We start from the raw sequence: 19,535 nt of genomic DNA on the forward strand, positions 1-19,535 counted from the left end.
TTGTCGAACGAATCGGAGTCCGTGGGGCTGGCCGAGGTGATCCGTCAGATCCGCAGCGAACTGGAGGAGGCCCGCGCGGAGGCCCAGGGCCGGGACGTCGGTTTCACCGTGGAGAACGTGAACCTCACCCTGACCTTCCAGGTCCACCGCTCCGGAACCGGCCGCGGCGGTGTCAACATCGGCGTGGTGACGGCCGAATTCGGCGGTGCGGCCGACCGCCAGACGACGCACCAGATCCAAGTCGACCTGAAGCCGGAACTGCCCTCCGGCGAGCGCGTGAAAGTCAGCCGGACCAGGGGGGCGCGCGGTGCGGACGGCTGAGGCTCCCGGGGAAGCGACAGGCGAGTCGGGGCCGCATGCCGGGTGCCATCCCGACCCGCTGCGGTGAATCGCCTGGTCAACGCCTGAGGCCGGGCAGCCCATGAGGCTCGATGCGCTCTTCCACGGCCTTGTCCCCACCGCGTTCGACCAGGCAGGCGGCTTTACCCGGTACCTCGGCCACCGTCTCCACCGAATCCGTTCCCCGGCAGACCAGGCGACTCCGTCATCCGTACAGTGAGCCGTCGGCATGACGCCGTCCGCCACAAGCCGATGCGTCAACGGACGCCGGCCCTCGTCCGAGTCGTAGGGCACTCCGCTGCTGTACGGCAGGAGCCCGAGCGCGTCCGTGGCGGTGCCGCAGTCCAGGCCCGAACGAATCGGTCGCGCCTCCCTGGAACGTGCAGAGGGAACCCGGGCTGACCGTACGGGCATGGCTCGACGGGGTCCTCAAGGCCACGCTGGGCGCGGCAGCCTTCCGGAGGTCGGCTGCGGACTCGGGATGGGATGCACCCTGGTCCTGGCCCTGGAGGAGTACGGCCCGGTTGCGGTGACCGGCATGCACGTCCGTCCACAGCAGTCGCAGCGCACTCATGATGTGCCCGCCGATGGACTCGACCACGGCGGGCACGTTGTCGCGCTGGCGCTCCGGGGAGCTGGTGGCGGCGGACTCCGACGAGGCATCGACCACAACCGTCATAGGGACGTTCGATCATGTTTCGAGCCATACCACGCATTCCGCAGCCTCCGCCGGTGTGTACTTAGCGGCGGTAGGTCTCCAGCAGCCGCAGCCACACCTCGCTGATCGTCGGGTACGAGGGGACCGCGTGCCACAGCCGCTCGATGGGCACCTCGCCGACGACCGCGACGGTCGCGGAGTGGAGGAGTTCGCCGACGCCCGGGCCGACGAAGGTGACGCCGAGCAGGATCTCGCGGTCCAGGTCGACGATCATCCGGGCCCGGCCCCGGTAGCCGTCGCCGTACAGGCTCGCGCCCGCGACGGCGGCGATGTCCTGGTCGACGGCGCGGACACGGTGTCCGGCGGCCTCCGCCTCCGCGAGGGAGAGGCCGACGGCGGCGGCTTCGGGGTCGGTGAAGACGACCTGGGGCACGGCGGCGCGGTCGGCGGTCGCGGAGTGGGCGCCCCAGCGGTCCGTCTCCAGCAGGGGGACGCCCTGGGCCCTGACCGCGATGGCGGCTCCGGCGATACGGGCCTGGTACTTGCCCTGATGGGTGAGGAGCGCGCGGTGGTTGACGTCGCCCACGGCGTACAGCCACTCGCTGCCCTCCACCCGGCAGCTGTCGTCGACCGGCAGCCAGGAGCCCGGCTCCAGGCCGATGGACTCCAGCCCGAGGTCGTCCGTGCGCGGGGCGCGGCCGGTGGCGAAGAGGACCTCGTCCGCCTCGATCCGCTCGCCGCTGTCGAGGACGAGGGTGACGGGGCCGGTGCCGCCCTCCCGCTCCACGGAGACCACGGAGGTGTCCCAGCGGATCGTGGCACCGGCTTCGGTCAGGGCGTCCGCGACCTGCTCCCCGACGAAGGGCTCCATCCGGGGCAGCAGCCCGCCGCCGCGTACGAGAAGGGTGACGCGGGAGCCCAGCGCCTGCCAGGCGGTCGCCATCTCCACGCCGACGACTCCCCCGCCGACGACCGCGAGCCGTCCGGGCACCGCGTGGGCGCTGGTCGCCTCGCGGCTGGTCCACGCCTTGGCGCCCTCCAGGCCGGGCAGATCGGGCAGGACCGCGCGGCTGCCGGTGCAGACGGCCACGGCGTGGCGGGCGGTCAGGATGTGGCGCTCGCCCTCGGGTCCGTCGACGACGACCCTCCGGGGTCCGTCGAGCCGGCCGATGCCCCGGTAGAGGCGCGCGCCGGTCGAGTCCAGCCAGGCGACCTGGCCGTCGTCCTTCCAGTGCGAGGTGTTCTCGTCACGGTGGACGAACACGGCGTCGGCGTCGAGCGGGCCCTGCACGGCCTGGCGCAGACCGGGCACCCGCCGTGCTTCCGCCCGGGCGATCACGGGGCGCAGGAGCGCCTTGCTGGGCATGCACGCCCAGTACGAGCACTCGCCGCCGACCAGTTCGCTCTCCACGACCGCGGTGCTCAGGCCCGCGGCCCTGAGCCGGTCCGCCACGTTTTCCCCGGTGGGGCCTGCGCCCAGCACCACGGCGTCGTACTCAACAGCTTCTGGCCTTGCACCGTCCATGGTGTCCCCTCGGGTCCAGCGCGCATAGGAAGTCCAGTTTAGGAGCATCCTGTCAGACCCCTCATCTCCAGCGGGGAGTTCGGGCGGGGCGCACGGGTCCCGAGGGAGCGGTGCGGGAGCAGCGGGTACGAGGGGGCGGGCCGGCTCTCCGGCCGGGTCCGCGGGCCGTCCGCGCATCGGGCTCACGTTGCGGTCCCCGGCGGGGCCGGTCCCCGGCGGGGCGACGTCCCATCGCGGTCTGTACGTCGCCTGCCCGGAGTAGGCTCCCTCCCGCCGGGGAGGGGATTCCGCTGCACACCGTCCGGGCGGAGGTCCCGGGACTCCCGCCGAGGTGCCCGGCGAGTGATCCACGGCATCCACCGGACACCGAACCGCCGGGCGCCGGGCGCCGGCCACTGTGGCACGGCGGGCCCCGCGCGGGCGTGTGAACGGCCGCCGTGCGAGAAGCGTCACGGATCCGGCGAATCCTCCGCACGCGCCGGTATGGCTGCCGGTCCCCCCGGGCAGGCGAGGAATAGCCCGGCTCCGGCGACCGTTGTCGGGGGCGAGAACGGACCTGACAAGACGCGGCAAGCGCGTACGAAAGGGATGAGGTAGGACGTCATGAGCACTGTTGAGCTCACCAAGGAGAACTTCGATCAGATCGTGTCCGACAACGACTTCGTACTGATCGACTTCTGGGCTTCTTGGTGTGGCCCGTGCCGTCAGTTCGCCCCGGTCTACGAGGGGGCGGCGGAGCGACACCCCGATCTGGTGTTCGCGAAGGTCGACACGGAGGCCCAGCAGGAGCTGGCCGCGGCGTTCGAGATCCAGTCGATCCCCACGCTGATGATCGTCCGTGAGAATGTCGCGATCTTCGCGCAGCCCGGCGCGCTGCCGGAGGCCGCGCTGGAAGACGTCATCGGCCAGGCCCGGGCCCTCGACATGGACCAGGTGCGCCAGTCGATGAAGGACGCCGAGGCGGCGGCGAGCAACGGGGAGCGCCCTCAGCAGGGCTGACCCGCGGACCCGGCCGGGTGGTGAGGCCGGCCGGTCCGCCGGCCCCTGTGCGGGCGTGTTCGCCGGGGCGGCCGGTGCCGCCCTACCGTCCCGCCGGCCTCACCACCCGGGCCGAGAGCCCGTAGTCGAGTTCGAAGCCGTCCACGAGCAGTGCCTCGACGGTGAGGGTCTCGGGGTCGATGTCGGCCACCATCCCGTGACCCGCGTAGCGCGGATAGCCGGAGGCCCCCTGTTCGCCGGTCGCCTCCACGACGGCGGAGCGGATGGCGGCCGCGGCCAAGGATGCGGTGTCGTCGTCCTCCAGGTGCTCGGGCACCAGCAGGACCTCGAAGCGCTTCGGGTTGTCTGTGCTCATACCTGGACGCTAGACAGCGACCGGCCGGGTCGCACGCGGGCGGATGCTCAGCTCGACTCCCGGTGCACCGCCCTCACCCCCATCAGATCGTGGGTCTCCGGCTCGTCGTCGGGGTAGCGCACCACACGGTCGACGAGTTCGGCGAGCCGTCTGCCGGTCACCAGGTCGATATGGACCGTGCTCAGCCGGGGCCGTAGCAGCCTGCCGAGCAGCAGATCGTCGGAGCCGATCATCGCGGTCTCGTCCGGCACCCCGATGCCCTCCTCCTTGAGGGCGCGCATCAGCAGCGCGGCGTAGTCGTCGTTGTAGCTGAAGACGGCGTCGAGCCCGAGCCCCCGCCAGCGCGCGGCCAGCGCGGCGGCCGACTCCTCGGTGTAGGCGAGGGGCAGGGGCTCGATCCGCGCACCGGCGGCAGCGGCGGCTCTGCGGGCGCCCTCCAGCCGGGGCTCGGAGAACAGCTCCAGCCCGGGCTCCCGGGGCATGACGACCCCGATGGCCCGCCGGCCGCGCCCGGCCAGATGGCCGGCGGCACAGGCGCCGACCTCGGTCTGGTCCATGACGAGGGAGTGGGCGCCCTCCACCCGCCGCGGCCCGAGGGTTATGACGGCCTTGGCTCCGGAGCGTTTGAGGACACCGACTCCGTGCGGGGTGAGCCCCACCTCGCCGAGCGACACGACCGCGACGGGCCGCAGCTCGGCCCAGGCGCGGGCCGCCTCGTCACCGGCGAGGCCCAGACTGCCGTACTGCACGACCGTGTAGTCGAGCCGGCGCAGGGACCACTGGAGTTCGCCGAAGAACCGGCTGTAGAGCGGCCCCACCGGGAAGCTCGCCGTGGGCAGCAGGACCATCCGGGTGTGCCCCGCGCGAAGGCTCCGGGCCGCGGCGTGGGGCACATAGCCCAGTTCCTCGGCGGCCTCACGGACGCGGCGGCGCGTGGGTTCGCTGATGCGGACGGAGGAGGTGTTGTTGAGTACGTACGAGACCGTGGCCCGGGAAACCCCCGCTAACCGGGCTACGTCTGCGCTGGTGGGAACGGAGCGCTCCGCGGACTGTCTGGGTGTCTGACTCATCGCTCTCTGCATCTTTCCAGAACGATCCTGTACATCATCCGCGTGATGGCCGGGATGCAGCGCGCATTTATTTCGCCCGGTGGGAGCGGGCGGTCCGCGTGACCGCGACCGGCCCCGCACCGCGGCCGGGGCCGTCCCCCGGTACCGGACTCCGGATCGCCGGCGGGGCCCCGGCCGACGGGCTTCGGGGTCCGGACCGGCGGCGGGTCGGGATCAGCTCCCGGGCCCCGGGCCGGCCCCGCGGCCGGCGTGCGGACCGGCGGCGGTGACACCGGCGAAGGCACGCTCGAAGGCGCGGTACGTGCTCCTGTCCTTCGAACGGTCCAGCACCGCGAAGACCACCTCCTCGAAGTGGCCCGCGAACCGGCCGTCCCCGGTGAGCAGGGTGTGAAAGGCGCCCGCGACGGTCTCCGGGGCGTTCCGGAAGACCCCGCAGCCCCAGGCCCCGAGCACCAGACGGCGGTATCCGTGCACCGCGGCCGTCTCCAGTACCCGTTCGGCGCGGCTCGCGAGGGCGGCCGGAATGCGATGGGCACGATCGGGGGCCCCGCGTGCGATCACCCCGGCGTTCGGCGCGGGCGAGGTGAGGAAACCGGCGGTGTACGGGGTCTCCAGCAGCCCGCCCCTGTCGTCGCGGAAGACGGGGACGCCGGGCGAGTGGATGACCCGGTCGGAGTAGAAGGGGTCCCGGTCGGCGCGGTGGTGCTCGTAGTACTCGGGGGCGCGCAGCAGCGTCGTGTAGAGCGCGGAGGCACGGCACAGCGCCTCCTCCTGGGCCTGGGCGCCGTTGAGATACCCGCCGCCGGGGTTGCGCGCGGAGGCGAAGCTCAGCACGGCGACGGGCCCGGGGGCCGCCGCGGTGAGGCGCCGGGCGGCCTGGGTGCTGCTCTCACCGGTGACCCGGAAGGCCGTCGTCCGGTCGGTGTCGGCGGTGACCGGTACGGCCTCGGGCCCGTGCATCCGGGTGCCGGCGAGCGCCGCGGACACATCGGGAGCAACGGTGACGATGCGTCCGCCCGGGGCCGGATAGTGGCCGCTTTCAACGATTTTCTGGGTCTCCCGCGCGATCCCCCGCAAACGTGCGCTCATGGTGGTTCATGCTGCGTGACCTGCGGTGAACGGGGCAAACGGTTTTCCGCGGGGCGCCGAACGGACGCGGACATCCATGGCGTGACCACCGGTCGTGCGCCGGGGGCGCTCTTGTGCGGAGCTGTGACCGTGGCCTTAGGTTGGCAGGGTGCCTTCGAAAGAGGAGCCGATCATGCGACACGCGGACGCCGGCGGCTACGGCCGGCCCATAGCGGAAGAGGAAGCAGAGGACCTGCTGAGGTGCATCTGCTTCAAGACCGGCCCGCCCAGGACCGTGGGTGTGGAACTGGAATGGCTCGTCCAGGAACAGCGCGGCCCCCGGCACCCCGTCCCCGCCGACCGGCTCAGGTCGGCCCACGACCGGGTGCGCTCCCTGTCACTGAACTCGGCTCTCACCTTCGAGCCCGGCGGGCAGCTGGAACTCAGCTCCGCCCCCGCCCCCTCCCTGATGGAGTGCGTCGACTCCGTCGCCGACGATCTGGACGCCGTACGCGCCTCGCTCCGGACGGACGGCCTCACTCTCACCGGTATCGGGATCGACCCCTGGAATCCGCCGCGCAGACTCCTGCGGGAACCCCGCTACGACGCCATGGAGGCGTTCTTGGACCGCACGGGACCGTGCGGTCGCGTCATGATGTGCAGTTCCGCCTCCATCCAGGTGTGTCTGGACGCCGGGGAGGAGGAGCCGGGCCCGCTCGGGCACGGCAGGCGCTGGCGGATGGCGCATCTGCTGGGCGCGGTCCTGACGGCCGCGTTCGCCAATTCCCCGGTGATGGAGGGCCGCTACACCGGCTGGCGGTCCACCCGGCAGGCCATCTGGGCCGAACTCGACGCGGTGCGTCCGATCGCGCCGCCGCTGGACCGGGAGCCGCGCGCCGCCTGGACCGACCACGTACTGGACGCGCCCGTGATGTGCGTGCGGAGCGAGGACGGGCCCTGGGTGCGGCCGGACGGGCTGACCTTCCGGCGGTGGATGCGCTCGGGCGGCCCGCGCCCGCCCACCCGTCAGGACCTCGACTACCATCTGACGACGCTCTTCCCGCCCGTACGGCCCCGCGGCCATCTCGAACTGCGCATGATCGACGCCCAGCCCGGTGACGACGGCTGGCTGGTGCCGCTCGCGGTCACGGCCGCCCTGTTCGACGATCCCGAGGCGGCGGAGACCGCCTACCGTGCCGTCAAACCGCTGGCGGAACACGCGGGTTCCCGCCCGGCGCCCCGCAATCCGCTCTGGCTCGACGCGGCGCGGTACGGCCTCGCCGACCCCGAGCTGCGCGCGGTGGCCGTCACCTGCTTCGCCGCCGCCCTTGAGGCACTGCCGAGGATCGGCGCGTCCGGCGCGGTGTGCGAGGCGGTCGCCGCCTTCCACGAGAAGCACGTTCTGCGGGGCAGGTGTCCCGCCGACGATCTCCGTGTCCCGGCCGGAGCCGGGATGTACGGGGTGTCCATCCCGTCGTACGGGGATCTCCAGGGGAAGGAGCCGACCCCATGACCGACCGTCCCACGACCGACCGCCGCACCACGGGTGCCGGCCGCACCGCGGGCCCCCGCACCACGGCCGCCCCGGTGACCGGCCACCTCACATCCGACGACCTGCGGCGCCGCGCGCTCGACGCGCTGACCACCGCGCGGGAGCGCACCGCGCACCTCACCGGCTGTGTCGACGACCACGATCTGACCGCCCAGCACTCCCCCCTGATGTCACCGCTGGTCTGGGACCTGGCGCACATCGGCAATCAGGAGGAGCAGTGGCTGCTGCGCACGGTCGGCGGGCGCGAGGCGCTGCGGCCCGAGATCGACTCCGTGTACGACGCCTTCGAGCACCCCCGTGCCGTACGGCCCACTCTGCCCCTCCTCGCGCCCGCGGAGGCACGCCGCTACGCCTCCGACGTCCGGGGGCGCGTGCTGGACATCCTCGCCGCCACCGAGCTGGAGGGCCGTCCGCTCGTCGACTCCGCGTTCGCGTTCGGGATGATCGCCCAGCACGAACAGCAGCACGACGAGACGATGCTGATCACCCATCAGCTGCGCACGGGCCCCGCGGTGCTCACCGCGCCGGAGCCGCCCCGGGGCTCCGCCGCCGGGCTGCCGCCCGAGGTCCTCGTCCCCGGCGGCCCGTTCACCATGGGCACCTCCACCGAGCCCTGGGCGCTGGACAACGAACGTCCCGCCCACCGGCGCACGGTGCCCGCGTTCTTCCTGGACACGGTCCCGGTGACCTGCGGCGCGTATCTCGCCTTCATCGAGGACGGCGGCTACCGCGACCCCCGCTGGTGGGCGCCCGAGGGCTTCGGGCAGATCCGGCAGCACGGCATCACCGCGCCCCTGTTCTGGCGGCACGAGGGCGGCCAGTGGCTGCGCCGCCGCTTCGGGGTGAGCGAGCCGGTGCCGCTCGACGAGCCGGTGCTGCACGTGAGCTGGTACGAGGCCGACGCGTACGCCCGCTGGGCCGGGCGGCGGCTGCCCACCGAGGCCGAGTGGGAGAAGGCCGCCCGTCACGACGAGGACGCCGGCCGTTCACGCCGCTACCCCTGGGGCGACGACGATCCGACACCCGGGCACGCCAATCTGGGCCAGCGCCATCTGCGGCCCGCCCCCGCCGGGAGCTACCCCCGGGGAGCGTCCCCGCTCGGGGTGCACCAGCTGATCGGGGATGTGTGGGAGTGGACGTCCAGCGACTTCCTGCCCTACCCCGGCTTCACCGCCTTCCCCTACCGGGAGTACTCCGAGGTGTTCTTCGGCAGCGCCCACAAGGTCCTGCGCGGCGGCTCCTTCGGCGTGGACGCGGTGGCCTGCCGCGGCACGTTCCGCAACTGGGACCTGCCCGTGCGGCGGCAGATCTTCGCCGGGTTCCGCACCGCGCGGGACGCCGGCGAGGCACCCGGGGGGCACGCCTGATGTGCCGCCACATCGCGTACACCGGAGAGCCGCTGGCGCTGGGCGAGGTGATCACCGAGCCGCCGCACGGCCTGCTGAGGCAGTCCTGGGCCCCGCGCGGGCAGCGCCACGGCACCGTCAACGCCGACGGCTTCGGCGTCGGCTGGTACGCGGACGGCGACCCCGTGCCGGCTCGCTACCGCCGCGCGGGCCCCGTCTGGGCGGATCTCTCCTTCGCCGACCTCGTCCGGGTGGTCCGCAGCCGGACACTGCTCGCGGCCGTACGCGACGCCACCGAGGCCGGTGCCGACGGCGAGGCGGCGGCGGCGCCCTTCGCCTCCGGGCCCTGGCTGTTCAGCCACAACGGCGCGGCCGCGGGCTGGCCCCGCTCCCTCGCCCCGCTCGCGCTCACGCTGCCCCCGGCCGAACTGCTCTCGCTGGAGGCGCGCTGTGACGCGGCCCTGCTGTGGGCGCTGGTGCTGCACCGGCTGTGCGACGGCGACGAGATGGGCCTGGCGCTCGCCGACACCGTCCGCGACTGCGCCGGGGCCGCACCCGGCTCGCGGCTCAACTTCCTGCTCACCGACGGGGAGACGATCGCGGCGACCGCGTGGGGGGACTCCCTGTGGTACCTCGCCGAGCCCGGCGCCGGCACGGCCGTGGCCTCGGAGCCGTACGACGACGATCCGCGCTGGCGCGAGGTGCCCGACCGCACCCTGCTGACCGCGACCCGAGCCGATGTTCTCCTGACCCCCCTCAAGGAGCCCCCTTCGTGAGCCCGTTCCTGATGACCCGCACCCTGCCCGAGGACGCCACAGGAGCCGCCCTGCGCGCCGACGTCCTCCACGGTCTGACCCGTACGCCCAAGGCGCTGCCGCCCAAGTGGTTCTACGACGCCCGCGGCAGCGAGCTGTTCGAGGAGATCACCCGGCTGCCGGAGTACTATCCCACCCGCGCCGAGCGTGAGATCCTCATCGGCCGGGCCCCCGAGATCGCCGCCGCGACCGGCGCCCGCACCCTCGTGGAGCTGGGCTCGGGCTCGTCCGAGAAGACCCGCCATCTGCTGCGGGAGCTGACCGGGCTGCACAGCTACGTCCCGGTCGATGTGAGCGAGAGCGCGCTGACCGGCGCCGCCGAGGCGCTGCTGGAGGCCCATCCCTCGCTCCATGTGCACGCGCTGATCGCCGACTTCACCCGGGGGCTCGTGCTGCCCGGCACGCCCGGACCCCGTCTGGTCGCCTTCCTCGGCGGCACGATCGGCAATCTGCTGCCCGCCGAGCGCGCGGAGTTCCTGCGGTCGGTGCGGACCCTCCTGGAGCCCGGTGACGCGCTGCTGCTCGGGACCGATCTGGTCAAGGACGCATCGGTCCTGGTGCGGGCGTACGACGACGCGGCCGGGGTGACGGCCGCGTTCAACAAGAACGTGCTCGCCGTGCTCGCCCGGGAACTGGACGCGGACGTCGACCCGGACGACTTCGACCATGTGGCGCTGTGGGACCGGGACCACGAGTGGATCGAGATGCGGCTGCGGGCGAGGACCGCGCTGAGTGTGAAGATCCCCGAACTGGATCTGGTGGTGCCGTTCGAGGCGGGCGAGGAACTGCGTACGGAGGTGTCGGCGAAGTTCCGTCAGGAGGGCGTACGCGCCGAACTCGCCGCCGCGGACATGGAGCTGGCGCGGTGGTGGACCGACTCGGCGGGCAGATTCGCGCTCTCGCTCGCCACGGTGCCCGGGTGAGTGCGCCGCCCCGGTGACGGCGGGGGTCCCGATCCCCGGACCGCCCGCTCGGCCGCGCGGGCCAGTGAGCGGCGGTCGGGGTGGCTCCCGGCGGGGATGACCGGCAGGAGCCGTATCTCCGCGGTGAGGCCGCCCGCCCTGGCGACCCGCCACAGGGAGGCGGGCAGGGTGTCGTCGCCGACGAACGCCGCGGCAGCCGTCGGCCGGTAGGTGACGCGGACCGGCTGGACGGCCGCCCCCGCGTCCAGGGCGGCCTGGAAGACGGCGTGCCGGAAGCGGCCCTGCCGGCGTCCGCACCAGGTGGATCCCTCCGGGAAGGCGACGATCCGCGCGCCCTGCGCGAGCGCGGAGGCCATCGTGCGCACCGTGCCGGGGAGGGTACGGAGCCGGTCGCGCTCCAGGAAGACGGTGCCGCCCCCGGCGGCGAGGGCGCCGAGGACGGGCCACCGGGCGATCTCGGCCTTGGCGAGCATCCGGCCGGGGAGGACGGCGGCGATCAGCGGGATGTCCAGCCAGGAGATGTGGTTGGCGACCACCAGGGCACCGGGGGCGCCCGGGTGCCCGGTGATCCGTACGCGCACCCCGAGGGCGCCGAGGACCGCCCGGCTCCAGCGGGCGGCCGCCCGGTGCCGCAGCCGGGTTCCCGTCCGCCTCCCGGCCGCCGCCGCCACGAGGGCGGCCACGGGGGCGATCAGGACCCCGGCGAGGACGGTCAGCAGCCCGGCGGACAGCCGGGCGGCGGCGGTGGGTGCGCTCACGGTCCGGCCGTGCCCCGCGCAGTCGCCGGGTGTGCAGGGCGCGCCGGGAAGCCAGGGGCTCGGTGCCCCGCGCTGCCCCGGGTGGCCGTCCATCACGCGGTGATGGCGGCTCACGGGGAGGCGAGGGAGAGGAAGTGCCGCAGATAGCGCGGATGGGTCCGGCGCAGCGAGAGCAGGACGTACAGATCGGCGACGCCGAAGTCCGGGTCGTGGGCGGGTGCTCCGCACACCCAGGCCCCGAGCCGCAGATAGCCGCGGAGGAGGGCGGGCGGTTCCGTACGCCCTTCGGGGGCGGGGACCGTGCCGGAGGCGTTCCAGAGCCTGCGCGGGGTGACCCAGTACTCCTCGGGAGCCAGGTGCCGGGCCTTCACTGTCCGCCAGGTGGCCGCCGCGAGCGCGCCGCCGTCGGCGAGGGGGACGGAACAGCAGCCGCCCAGCCAGTTGTGGCCGGTGCGGGTGGCGTAGTGGGCGAGCCCGGCCCAGATGAGGGCGATGACGGCGCCGTTGCGGTGCAGCGGGTGCACACAGGAGCGGCCGACTTCGACGAGGTCGTCGCGGATCGGTGCGAGGGAGGTCAGGTCGAACTCGGTCTCGGCGTAGAGCCGTCCCGCCACCCGCGCCCGCTCGGGCGGCAGCAGCCGGTAGGTGCCGACGACCTCTCCCGTGGCCGCCTCACGGACCAGGAGGTGGTCGCAGTACGCGTCGAACGCGTCGGCGTCCAGTCCGGGCTCGGGCCCCGACCCGTTGCCGCCGAGTATCGCGCCCATCTCACCGGCGAACACCAGATGGCGCAGCCGCTGTGCCGCGCGTACCTCTTCCTGGTCGCGGGCGAGGGAGACGACGTAGCGGGGCGGCCCGCCGTCGGCCGGGGGCGCGGGAGGGACGGCGGGAAGGGGGCCCGGGTGCCGCGCGGAGGGAGCCGCGGACAGGGGTGGGGGAACGACGGCAGGCGGTGCGTGCATGGCTGTCTCCTGTGCCGGACGGAAAGGGACGGACCACGGGTGCGGTGGTCCGTCCCTCTACTTCTTCCGTGACCGGCTGGATTCGGGATGACAGCCCGGCGGAGAGCGGATGTGCGACATCTGAATGCCGGGGGCGTCGCACACGCCCTCCGGTCCGTGGTGTCCGGCTTATCCCGGCGACAGGAGCCGGGTGATCTGGTCGGAGGCGACCTTGGCGTTGCGGTCCATCCTGCCGCCCTGGAGGACGACCGTCATATAGGCCTTGATCGGGTTGTCGGTCTCGACGTCGGCCCACTTGGCGGAGTTGGGGGTCGCCTTGCTGCCCTTGGCGGCCGCGCCCCGGGCCATCGCCCGGGTGCTCTCCTGGTCGGCGATGACGTTCGCGAGGGCTTCCTTGTTGGGCACGTAGCTCATCGTCTGCGCGAGGTCGGTCTGCCAGCGTTCGCTCGCCAGCTCCGTGACGACGTCGATGGCGGTGCCGCGCTGGGGCGCCTTCTTCGGGATGATCAGATCGGAGCCGCCGGTGAAGACCGCACCGGGCTCCTTGCGCGACTTGCCCGGAATGGGGAAGTAGCCGAGTTTGCCCTTGAGGGCGGGGTTGTTCTTCACGATCTGGGTCGCGCCGCCGGGTGTGTCGATCATCTGGGCGACATCGCCCTTGGCGAAGACCCCCGACTGCGGCGGTGTCTGCTCGTCGGCGTTCTTGGGACCCTTCCCGAGCGCCTGGAGCTTCTTGTAGAACTTCATGGCGCGCAGCGCCTCGGGGGAGTCGAGCGCCCCGATCCAGTCGCCGTCGCTCTCGTTGGCCAGCTCGCCGCCCTCCTCCCAGATGAAGCCGGCGAGGGTGTACCAGTCCTGGCCCGGGAGGTAGATGCCCTGGGTGCCGCCGCGGTTGAGCTTCTTGGTGATCTCGATCCACTCGGCGTACGACTTGGGCGGTTCGACCCCCTCCCGTTCGAAGAGGTCCTTGTTGTAGATCACGACCCGGTTGGCGGCGTACCAGGGGATGCCGAACTGGGAGCCGTTGATGTTGCCGGGTTCGGCGAGTCCGGGGAGCCATTCGTCGCCGCCGAGATCGCGGACGGACTCCAGGGTGAGGTTGGTCAGGGCGTCCGTCTCCGCGTACTGCGCGACCTGGGTGTTGCCGACCTCGATGACGTCGGGGGTGTCCTTGCCCTCCAGCGCGGCGTGGACCTTCTTCCCGATGCCGGTCCAGTCCTGGAAGGTGAATTCGAGCTTCACCGAGGGGTGTTTCTTCTCGAAGTCCTTGGCGAAACGGTCCAGGAAGTCGTCGGAGACGCTGTCCTTCATGAGCCATATTCGAACCGTGCGCTGGTCCTCCCCGGTGCCTGGGATAATCCCGCAGCCTGTCAGTGCGAGAGCGCAGACAAGCGCGACAGCGGGGGGGAGGGGACGGATTCTCACAGCGTTCACCTTATGGCAAAGAAAATGTGAACCCGGAGGGGGATGGCGGGCGTAAGGCTCGCCCGGGTGTGGGTGGATTTTGGTATGGACCAATGCGAGCGGTCAACCCCCCGGAGACCGACATCTCGCGCGGAACCCGGGGGTGGGGCACGGTGGAGTGAAGGAGCGAGAGGAGCACCACCCCCATGTCGAATCACACCTACCGGGTCACCGAGATCGTCGGCACCTCCCACCAGGGCGTCGACCAGGCAATCCGCAACGGCATCGGGCGCGCGAACCAGACTCTGCGGGGCCTCGACTGGTTCGAGGTGACTCAGGTCCGCGGCCATATCGTCGATGGTGAGATCGAGCACTATCAGGTCGGGCTGAAGGTCGGCTTCCGCCTTGAGGACGGCGACTGACGGGGCCGGCGCGGGCCCTTGGGGGCCGTACGGGCGCACCTGGCCGCCCGCCGGACGGGTGCGGTCCCACTGGTCCCCCTGACCCCCGTACGGCCGCATCAGGTGCGTCCCTCGCGTTCCTGGGCGTCCTTCATGGCCGCCGTCGGCGTGGCCCAGGTGGCCCGTACGACGGGGAAGCCGGCGCGCTCGGCCTCGTCGCACACGAGTTGGTCGTCGTCGACGAGCATCCGTATCCCGCGGCCCGCGCCGAGCCGCCGGAGGACCTCCAGCTTGGTCGTCCGGGCGGGCCTGCGGTCGTCGTTGCGCCGCATGTGCACCCTCCCTGCGGGCAGGCCCTGGGCGGACAGCCAGGCCACGGTGTCCGCGCGGCAGCGCTCCGGCCGCCCGGTCAGGTACACCACCTCGCACTCCCCCGTCGCCCGCAGGCACAGCTCGACGCCCTCGGTGAGCGGCCGGCTCCTGGGGCGCGGCCGCGAAGAAGGCCTTCCAGTCGCGCGGTCTGCGCTCCAGGAAGTGCTGCCGGTGCGCGGAGTCCGCGAGCGTGCCGTCGAGGTCGAACACGGCCAGGGGTCTGGTACGTCGGTTCACGCGCCCAGGGTAGGCAACGCGGGGGCGGTTCTTCCGGCCAATACGGGAATCAGGCGCCCGCCGGCCCGTCAGCCCGGAGCTACCGCCTGGACTTGCGGCCGGCCCGCAGCCACTCCTTGTTCATCGCGGAGATCGACGGCAGAGGAATGCCCTTGGGGCAGGCCGTCGCGCACTCCCCCGTCAGGGTGCAGCCGCCGAAGCCCTCCTCGTCCATCGTGGCCACCATGTCCAGCACCCGGCTCTCCCGTTCGGGCGCTCCCTGCGGCAGCACGTTGAGGTGATTGATCTTCGCGGAGGTGAAGAGCATCGCCGAACCGTTGGGGCAGGCCGCGACGCAGGCACCGCAGCCGATGCACTCCGCGTGTTCGAAGGCGTAGTCGGCGTCCGCCTTGGGCACCGGGGTCGCGTGGGCGTCGGGCGCGGCTCCGGTCGGGGCGGTGATGTAACCGCCCGCCTGGATGATCCGGTCGAACGCGGAGCGGTCGACCACCAGGTCCTTGATCACCGGGAAGGCGGCGGCCCGCCACGGCTCGACGTCGATGGTGTCGCCGTCCCGGAAGGACCGCATGTGGAGCTGGCAGGTGGTGGTGCGCTCCGGCCCGTGGGCGTCTCCGTTGATGACGAGGCTGCACGCACCGCAGATGCCCTCGCGGCAGTCGTGGTCGAAGGCGACGGGGTCCTCTCCGCGCAGGGTGAGTTCCTCGTTGAGGGTGTCGAGCATCTCCAGGAACGACATGTCCGGGGAGATGCCGTCGACCTCGTAGGTGGCCATCGCGCCGGGGGCGTCGGCGCCGTTCTGGCGCCAGACGCGAAGGTTGAGCCTCATGCGTAGCTCCGCTGGGTGGGGTGGACGTACTCGAAGACGAGGGCTTCCTTGTGCAGCACGGGCGCCCGGCTGGTCCGGGCGAACTCCCAGACGGCCGCGTAGCCGAACTCCTCGTCCTTGCGGGCCGCCTCGCCGTCTGGGGTCTGGGACTCCTCGCGGAAGTGGCCGCCGCAGGACTCGGCGCGGTGGAGGGCGTCGAGGCACATCAGCTCGGCCAGCTCCAGATAGTCGACGATCCGGTTGGCCTTCTCCAGCGACTGGTTGAACTCCTCCCCCGTGCCGGGCACCTTGATGCGCCGCCAGAACTCCTCCCGGATCTGCGGGATGCGGTCGAGCGCCTCGCGCAGGCCCTCATCCGTACGGGCCATTCCGCAGAACTCCCACATCAGCTCGCCCAGTTCGCGGTGGAAGGAGTCCGGGGTGCGGTCGCCGTCCACGGCCAGCAGCAGATTGAGCCGGTCTTCCGTCTCGGCGAGCACGTCGGCGACCTCGGGGTGCGAGTCGTCGGGCCCGTCGCCGAGCGGGGTGCGCGCCAGATAGTCGTTGATGGTGGAGGGCAGGACGAAGTAGCCGTCGGCGAGGCCCTGCATCAGCGCGGAGGCGCCGAGCCGGTTGGCGCCGTGGTCGGAGAAGTTGGCCTCGCCGATGGCGAAGAGCCCGGGAACGGTCGTCTGGAGGTCGTAGTCGACCCAGAGTCCGCCCATCGTGTAGTGCACGGCGGGATAGATCCGCATGGGAACCTCGTACGGGTTCTCGGCGGTGATCCGCTCGTACATGTCGAAGAGGTTGCCGTACTTCTCCTCGACCTTCTCCCGGCCGAGCCTGCGTATCGCGTCGGCGAAGTCGAGATAGACGCCCTGGCCGCCCGGGCCCACGCCCCTGCCCTCGTCACAGACGTTCTTGGCGGCGCGCGAGGCGATGTCGCGCGGCACGAGATTGCCGAAGGAGGGGTAGATCCGCTCCAGGTAGTAGTCGCGCTCCTCCTCGGGGATCTCGTTCGCCGGACGCCTGTCGCCGTGCGCCCTGGGCACCCAGATGCGGCCGTCGTTGCGCAGTGACTCGCTCATCAGGGTCAGCTTGGACTGGTGGTCCCCGGTGCGCGGAATGCAGGTGGGGTGGATCTGGGTGAAGCACGGGTTGGCGAAGTACGCCCCCCGGCGGTGGGCGCGCCAGATCGCGGTGGCGTTGGAGTTCATGGCGTTCGTCGACAGATAGAAGACGTTGCCGTAGCCCCCGGTCGCCAGCACCACGGCATCGGCGAAGTGGCTGGCGATCTCCCCGGTGACGAGGTCGCGCGCGACGATCCCGCGCGCCCGGCCGTCGACGACGATCAGGTCGAGCATCTCGGTGCGGGCGTGCAGATTGACGTTGCCCGCCGCGATCTGGCGGGAGAGTGCCTGGTAGGCGCCGAGCAGGAGCTGCTGTCCCGTCTGGCCGCGGGCGTAGAAGGTACGGGAGACCTGGACGCCGCCGAAGGAGCGGGTGTCGAGCAGTCCGCCGTACTCGCGGGCGAAGGGGACTCCCTGGGCCACACACTGGTCGATGATCTCCACGGAGATCTGGGCGAGCCGGTGCACATTGGACTCGCGGGCCCGGAAGTCGCCTCCCTTGACGGTGTCGTAGAACAGCCGGTGGATCGAGTCTCCGTCGTTGCGGTAGTTCTTCGCCGCGTTGATACCGCCCTGGGCCGCGATGGAGTGGGCGCGGCGCGGTGAGTCCTGGTAGCAGAACTGCTCGACGTGGTAGCCCTGTTCGCCGAGGGTGGCGCCCGCGGCCCCGCCGGCCAGCCCGGTGCCGACGACGATGACGGTGTGCTTGCGGCGGTTGGCCGGGTTGACCAGCCTGGCCTCGAAGCGGCGGCGGTCCCAGCGCTCGGCGATCGGGCCGTCGGGGGCCTTGGTGTCGGTGATCGGCGCGCCGGTCTCGTACTGCGTGTAACTCATCTCAGCTCACCACTCCGGTCATGACGGCGACGGGTACGGCGACGAATCCCGCGGTCAGGACGAGCGCGAGGCCGTTGGCGACGGCCTTGAGAGCGCGGTCGCGGGTGGCGCTTCCGGCGCCGAGGGTCTGGGCGGCGCTCCAGAATCCGTGCCGGATGTGCAGACCGACGGCGAGCATCGCGACGAGGTAGATCACGTTGCCGTACCAGGTGGAGAAGGTGGCGACGACGTTCTCGTACGGGCGGCCCGGCTGCGCGTTCTCGTTCACGGTCAGCGTGGTCAGATCCAGGATGTGCCAGACGATGAACAGGGCGACGATGATCCCGCCCCAGCGCATCGTGCGGGTGGCGTAGCTCGACCGCCTGCGCCGGTGCACGTACTTCGCGGGGCGGGCCCTGATGTCGCGCCTGCTGAGCTGGTACGCGGAGACCGCGTGCGCCACGACGGCGGTGAGCAGCACGATCCGGACGATCCACAGGGCCCACTCGTGGTGCAGGACGGGGGCGCCCATGGTGCGCAGCCAGTGGCCGTACGCGTTGAACTCGTCCGGCCCGAAGAAGACCTTCAGGTTGCCCATCACATGGGCGACGAGGTAGCCGAGCATGATCAGGCCGCTCACCGCCATGACGGTCTTCTTGCCGACCGTCGAACCCCAGAAGGTGCGCCTGGGCCGTCCGGGCAGCCCGGTGGAGGGGGTCCGGCCCTTCGGCCCCTGTTGTGTCCGCTGATCAGTCCGCGTTGCCAGAGCCATGAGTCGAACCGTAGGACCCCGGGCCACCAGAGGTCCAAGACATGATCTGGCTGATCTCCATAGGTGTGGCCTATGGTGCGAGCATGCAGTTCCAGCAGCTCCTCTACTTCGTGGCCGTCGCCGAGACCCGGCACTTCACCCATGCGGCCGAGCGGGTGCATGTCTCGCAGCCCTCCCTCTCGCAGCAGATCCGGGCGCTGGAGAAGGAGCTGGGGGCGGAGCTGTTCAGCCGGGCGCGGGGGAACATCGCGCTCACGGAGGCGGGTGAGGCGCTGCTGCCGCTGGCCCGCCGGATTCTCGCGGACGCGGACACCGCGCGGCACGAGGTCCAGGAGCTGGCCCAGCTCCGCCGGGGCCGGGTGCGGCTGGGCGCGACTCCGAGCCTGTGCACCGGCCTGCTGCCCGACGTCCTGCGCGCCTTCCACGACCGGCATCCCGGTATCCAGCTCCTGATCGAGGAGGGCGGCTCCCACGATCTCGTCCGGCAGCTGGCGCGCGGCGCGCTCGATCTGGCGCTGGTCGTGCTGCCGCTCCCGCCGGCGTCGCCGGCGCTGACCACGGTGGAGCTGCTGCGGGAGGATCTGGTCGTGGTCTCCTCGGTGGCCTCCAGGGCGCCGCGGCGGCCGGTACGGATCGCCGATCTGCGGAATCAGCCGCTGGTGATGTTCCGCCACGGGTACGACCTGCGTGAGCTGACGGTCGCGGCGTGCCGTGCCGAGGGCTTCGAGCCGAGCTTCACCGTGGAGGGCGGTGAGATGGACGCGGTGCTCGGGTTCGTCCGCGCGGGTCTGGGTGTCGCGGTCGTCCCGAGCATGGTCGCGGACCGGGCGGGCCCGGGTCTGCGGGTGACCCCGCTCGCCCGGCCGGGCCTGCGCCGGACGATCGCGCTCGCCCACCGCAGCGATGTGGCTCCGCCACGGGCCGCGCGGGAGCTCCAGGGGCTGCTGCTCGATATGGCTCCGCCGTAGCCGGTACGACGGCTGCCGGCTGACCCCGGGGTGACGGGGTTGACCGGATCCCCGAGTGACGGCGCGGGGTGTGTGCGCCTGGGGCCGCTGCCGGCCGCCCCCCCCCGGTGGCAGGCACGGCCCGCGGCCGTGGGGGGGGGGGGGGGGGGGGGGGGGGGGGGGGGGCGCCCCCCCCCGCCCCCCCCCCCCCCCCCCCCCCCCCCCCCCCCGCGGGGGGGGGCGGGGGGGGGGGGGGGGGGGCGCCGCCCGCGCGGGGGGGGGGC

18 protein-coding genes and 2 pseudogenes are annotated in these 19,535 nt (G+C 72.4%); 8 read left to right on the forward strand and 12 right to left on the reverse strand.

Going from position 1 to position 19,535, the window contains the following annotated elements; translation table 11 throughout:
- The gene (locus ACFYT4_RS31145; protein ID WP_389276500.1) at window positions 1–321 is read left to right on the forward strand and encodes a trypco2 family protein; all 321 of its coding nucleotides are present in this window, start codon (window positions 1–3) and stop codon (window positions 319–321) included.
- Window positions 322–397: 76 nt separating this feature from the next.
- Here ACFYT4_RS31145 and ACFYT4_RS31150 read toward each other — a convergent pair.
- Both ACFYT4_RS31150 and ACFYT4_RS31155 read right to left on the reverse strand, forming a co-directional pair.
- Window positions 398–742: pseudogene (locus ACFYT4_RS31150) on the reverse strand (peptidase E); the annotation flags it as partial.
- A gap of 337 nt (window positions 743–1,079) precedes the next feature.
- The gene (locus tag ACFYT4_RS31155; RefSeq protein WP_389276503.1) at window positions 1,080–2,522 is read right to left on the reverse strand and encodes a dihydrolipoyl dehydrogenase family protein; all 1,443 of its coding nucleotides are present in this window, start codon (window positions 2,520–2,522) and stop codon (window positions 1,080–1,082) included.
- A 603-nt stretch (window positions 2,523–3,125) separates the two neighbouring features.
- Between ACFYT4_RS31155 and trxA the strand changes: the two genes are divergently transcribed.
- The gene (gene trxA / locus ACFYT4_RS31160; RefSeq protein WP_389276506.1) at window positions 3,126–3,521 is read left to right on the forward strand and encodes a thioredoxin; all 396 of its coding nucleotides are present in this window, start codon (window positions 3,126–3,128) and stop codon (window positions 3,519–3,521) included.
- A gap of 82 nt (window positions 3,522–3,603) precedes the next feature.
- On the opposite strand, the gene ACFYT4_RS31165 is transcribed toward trxA, so the two are convergent.
- The 3 genes from ACFYT4_RS31165 to ACFYT4_RS31175 all read right to left on the reverse strand — a co-directional run bounded on the left by ACFYT4_RS31165 (window position 3,604) and on the right by ACFYT4_RS31175 (window position 6,035).
- A complete protein-coding gene (locus tag ACFYT4_RS31165; protein WP_389276509.1) occupies window positions 3,604–3,876 on the reverse strand; it encodes a hypothetical protein in 273 nt (90 codons plus the stop codon).
- Window positions 3,877–3,923: 47 nt separating this feature from the next.
- On the reverse strand, window positions 3,924–4,946 hold the full coding sequence (locus ACFYT4_RS31170; RefSeq protein ID WP_389276512.1) for a LacI family DNA-binding transcriptional regulator: 1,023 nt from the start codon (window positions 4,944–4,946) through the stop codon (window positions 3,924–3,926).
- A 213-nt stretch (window positions 4,947–5,159) separates the two neighbouring features.
- Window positions 5,160–6,035: a TIGR02452 family protein gene (locus tag ACFYT4_RS31175; RefSeq protein WP_389276515.1), complete on the reverse strand. Its 876-nt coding sequence runs from the start codon at window positions 6,033–6,035 to the stop codon at window positions 5,160–5,162.
- A gap of 172 nt (window positions 6,036–6,207) precedes the next feature.
- Here ACFYT4_RS31175 and egtA point away from each other — a divergent pair, with 172 nt between their 5' ends.
- The 4 genes from egtA to egtD are packed head-to-tail and all read left to right on the forward strand — an operon-like array spanning window position 6,208 to window position 10,650.
- Window positions 6,208–7,527: an ergothioneine biosynthesis glutamate--cysteine ligase EgtA gene (egtA, locus tag ACFYT4_RS31180; RefSeq protein WP_389276518.1), complete on the forward strand. Its 1,320-nt coding sequence runs from the start codon at window positions 6,208–6,210 to the stop codon at window positions 7,525–7,527.
- Window positions 7,524–8,933, forward strand: a complete 1,410-nt coding sequence (egtB, locus tag ACFYT4_RS31185) for an ergothioneine biosynthesis protein EgtB (protein ID WP_389276521.1) — start codon at window positions 7,524–7,526, stop codon at window positions 8,931–8,933. The genes egtA and egtB overlap by 4 nt, the downstream gene beginning before the upstream one ends.
- Window positions 8,933–9,688 carry an ergothioneine biosynthesis protein EgtC gene (gene egtC / locus ACFYT4_RS31190; RefSeq protein ID WP_389276524.1) on the forward strand — a complete coding sequence of 252 codons (756 nt, stop codon included), beginning with the start codon at window positions 8,933–8,935 and terminating at the stop codon, window positions 9,686–9,688. Before egtB ends, egtC begins: the two co-directional genes overlap by 1 nt.
- Complete coding sequence (egtD, locus tag ACFYT4_RS31195; protein WP_389276526.1) at window positions 9,685–10,650, forward strand: L-histidine N(alpha)-methyltransferase; 966 nt, start codon at window positions 9,685–9,687, stop codon at window positions 10,648–10,650. Before egtC ends, egtD begins: the two co-directional genes overlap by 4 nt.
- Here egtD and ACFYT4_RS31200 read toward each other — a convergent pair.
- From ACFYT4_RS31200 to ACFYT4_RS31210, 3 genes are all read right to left on the reverse strand, one after another.
- Window positions 10,542–11,501: a lysophospholipid acyltransferase family protein gene (locus ACFYT4_RS31200; protein WP_389276529.1), complete on the reverse strand. Its 960-nt coding sequence runs from the start codon at window positions 11,499–11,501 to the stop codon at window positions 10,542–10,544. The genes egtD and ACFYT4_RS31200 overlap by 109 nt on opposite strands.
- Window positions 11,502–11,518: 17 nt before the next feature.
- Window positions 11,519–12,370: a GNAT family N-acetyltransferase gene (locus ACFYT4_RS31205; protein ID WP_389276532.1), complete on the reverse strand. Its 852-nt coding sequence runs from the start codon at window positions 12,368–12,370 to the stop codon at window positions 11,519–11,521.
- Between the two features lie 168 nt (window positions 12,371–12,538).
- Entirely contained in the window at window positions 12,539–13,795 is a 1,257-nt protein-coding gene (locus tag ACFYT4_RS31210; protein ID WP_389276535.1) for an extracellular solute-binding protein, read from the reverse strand.
- Window positions 13,796–13,980: 185 nt separating this feature from the next.
- On the opposite strand from ACFYT4_RS31210, the gene ACFYT4_RS31215 reads away from it, so the two are divergent.
- Window positions 13,981–14,196: a dodecin gene (locus tag ACFYT4_RS31215; RefSeq protein WP_389276538.1), complete on the forward strand. Its 216-nt coding sequence runs from the start codon at window positions 13,981–13,983 to the stop codon at window positions 14,194–14,196.
- 98 nt (window positions 14,197–14,294) lie between these two features.
- Here the strand turns inward: ACFYT4_RS31215 and ACFYT4_RS31220 are convergent.
- The 4 genes and pseudogenes from ACFYT4_RS31220 to ACFYT4_RS31235 form a co-directional block, all read right to left on the reverse strand.
- Window positions 14,295–14,784, reverse strand: a pseudogene (locus ACFYT4_RS31220) (hypothetical protein).
- A 79-nt stretch (window positions 14,785–14,863) separates the two neighbouring features.
- The gene (locus ACFYT4_RS31225; RefSeq protein ID WP_389276541.1) at window positions 14,864–15,610 is read right to left on the reverse strand and encodes a succinate dehydrogenase/fumarate reductase iron-sulfur subunit; all 747 of its coding nucleotides are present in this window, start codon (window positions 15,608–15,610) and stop codon (window positions 14,864–14,866) included.
- Window positions 15,607–17,553, reverse strand: a complete 1,947-nt coding sequence (locus tag ACFYT4_RS31230; protein WP_389276544.1) for a fumarate reductase/succinate dehydrogenase flavoprotein subunit — start codon at window positions 17,551–17,553, stop codon at window positions 15,607–15,609. The genes ACFYT4_RS31225 and ACFYT4_RS31230 overlap by 4 nt, the downstream gene beginning before the upstream one ends.
- A gap of 1 nt (window position 17,554) precedes the next feature.
- Entirely contained in the window at window positions 17,555–18,304 is a 750-nt protein-coding gene (locus ACFYT4_RS31235) for a succinate dehydrogenase (RefSeq protein WP_389276547.1), read from the reverse strand.
- 83 nt (window positions 18,305–18,387) lie between these two features.
- Here ACFYT4_RS31235 and ACFYT4_RS31240 point away from each other — a divergent pair, with 83 nt between their 5' ends.
- Entirely contained in the window at window positions 18,388–19,272 is an 885-nt protein-coding gene (locus ACFYT4_RS31240) for a LysR family transcriptional regulator (RefSeq protein WP_389276550.1), read from the forward strand.
- The last annotated feature ends 263 nt before the right edge of the window (window positions 19,273–19,535 follow it).

The organism is Streptomyces sp. NPDC004609 (genome assembly GCF_042873655.1).
In the GTDB taxonomy this organism is placed as follows: Bacteria; Actinomycetota; Actinomycetes; order Streptomycetales; family Streptomycetaceae; genus Streptomyces.

Coding starts and splice junctions, on each gene's coding strand:
- ACFYT4_RS31170 (WP_389276512.1), bottom strand. CDS start 4,946: ATGAGTCAGACACCCAGACAGTCCGCGGAGCGCTCCGTTCCCACCAGC.
- ACFYT4_RS31165 (WP_389276509.1), bottom strand. CDS start 3,876: ATGAGCACAGACAACCCGAAGCGCTTCGAGGTCCTGCTGGTGCCCGAG.
- egtB (WP_389276521.1), top strand. CDS start 7,524: ATGACCGACCGTCCCACGACCGACCGCCGCACCACGGGTGCCGGCCGC.
- ACFYT4_RS31225 (WP_389276541.1), bottom strand. CDS start 15,610: ATGAGGCTCAACCTTCGCGTCTGGCGCCAGAACGGCGCCGACGCCCCC.
- ACFYT4_RS31240 (WP_389276550.1), top strand. CDS start 18,388: ATGCAGTTCCAGCAGCTCCTCTACTTCGTGGCCGTCGCCGAGACCCGG.
- egtC (WP_389276524.1), top strand. CDS start 8,933: ATGTGCCGCCACATCGCGTACACCGGAGAGCCGCTGGCGCTGGGCGAG.
- ACFYT4_RS31155 (WP_389276503.1), bottom strand. CDS start 2,522: ATGGACGGTGCAAGGCCAGAAGCTGTTGAGTACGACGCCGTGGTGCTG.
- egtA (WP_389276518.1), top strand. CDS start 6,208: ATGCGACACGCGGACGCCGGCGGCTACGGCCGGCCCATAGCGGAAGAG.
- ACFYT4_RS31175 (WP_389276515.1), bottom strand. CDS start 6,035: ATGAGCGCACGTTTGCGGGGGATCGCGCGGGAGACCCAGAAAATCGTT.
- ACFYT4_RS31235 (WP_389276547.1), bottom strand. CDS start 18,304: ATGGCTCTGGCAACGCGGACTGATCAGCGGACACAACAGGGGCCGAAG.
- ACFYT4_RS31230 (WP_389276544.1), bottom strand. CDS start 17,553: ATGAGTTACACGCAGTACGAGACCGGCGCGCCGATCACCGACACCAAG.
- ACFYT4_RS31205 (WP_389276532.1), bottom strand. CDS start 12,370: ATGCACGCACCGCCTGCCGTCGTTCCCCCACCCCTGTCCGCGGCTCCC.
- ACFYT4_RS31200 (WP_389276529.1), bottom strand. CDS start 11,501: ATGGACGGCCACCCGGGGCAGCGCGGGGCACCGAGCCCCTGGCTTCCC.
- ACFYT4_RS31215 (WP_389276538.1), top strand. CDS start 13,981: ATGTCGAATCACACCTACCGGGTCACCGAGATCGTCGGCACCTCCCAC.
- trxA (WP_389276506.1), top strand. CDS start 3,126: ATGAGCACTGTTGAGCTCACCAAGGAGAACTTCGATCAGATCGTGTCC.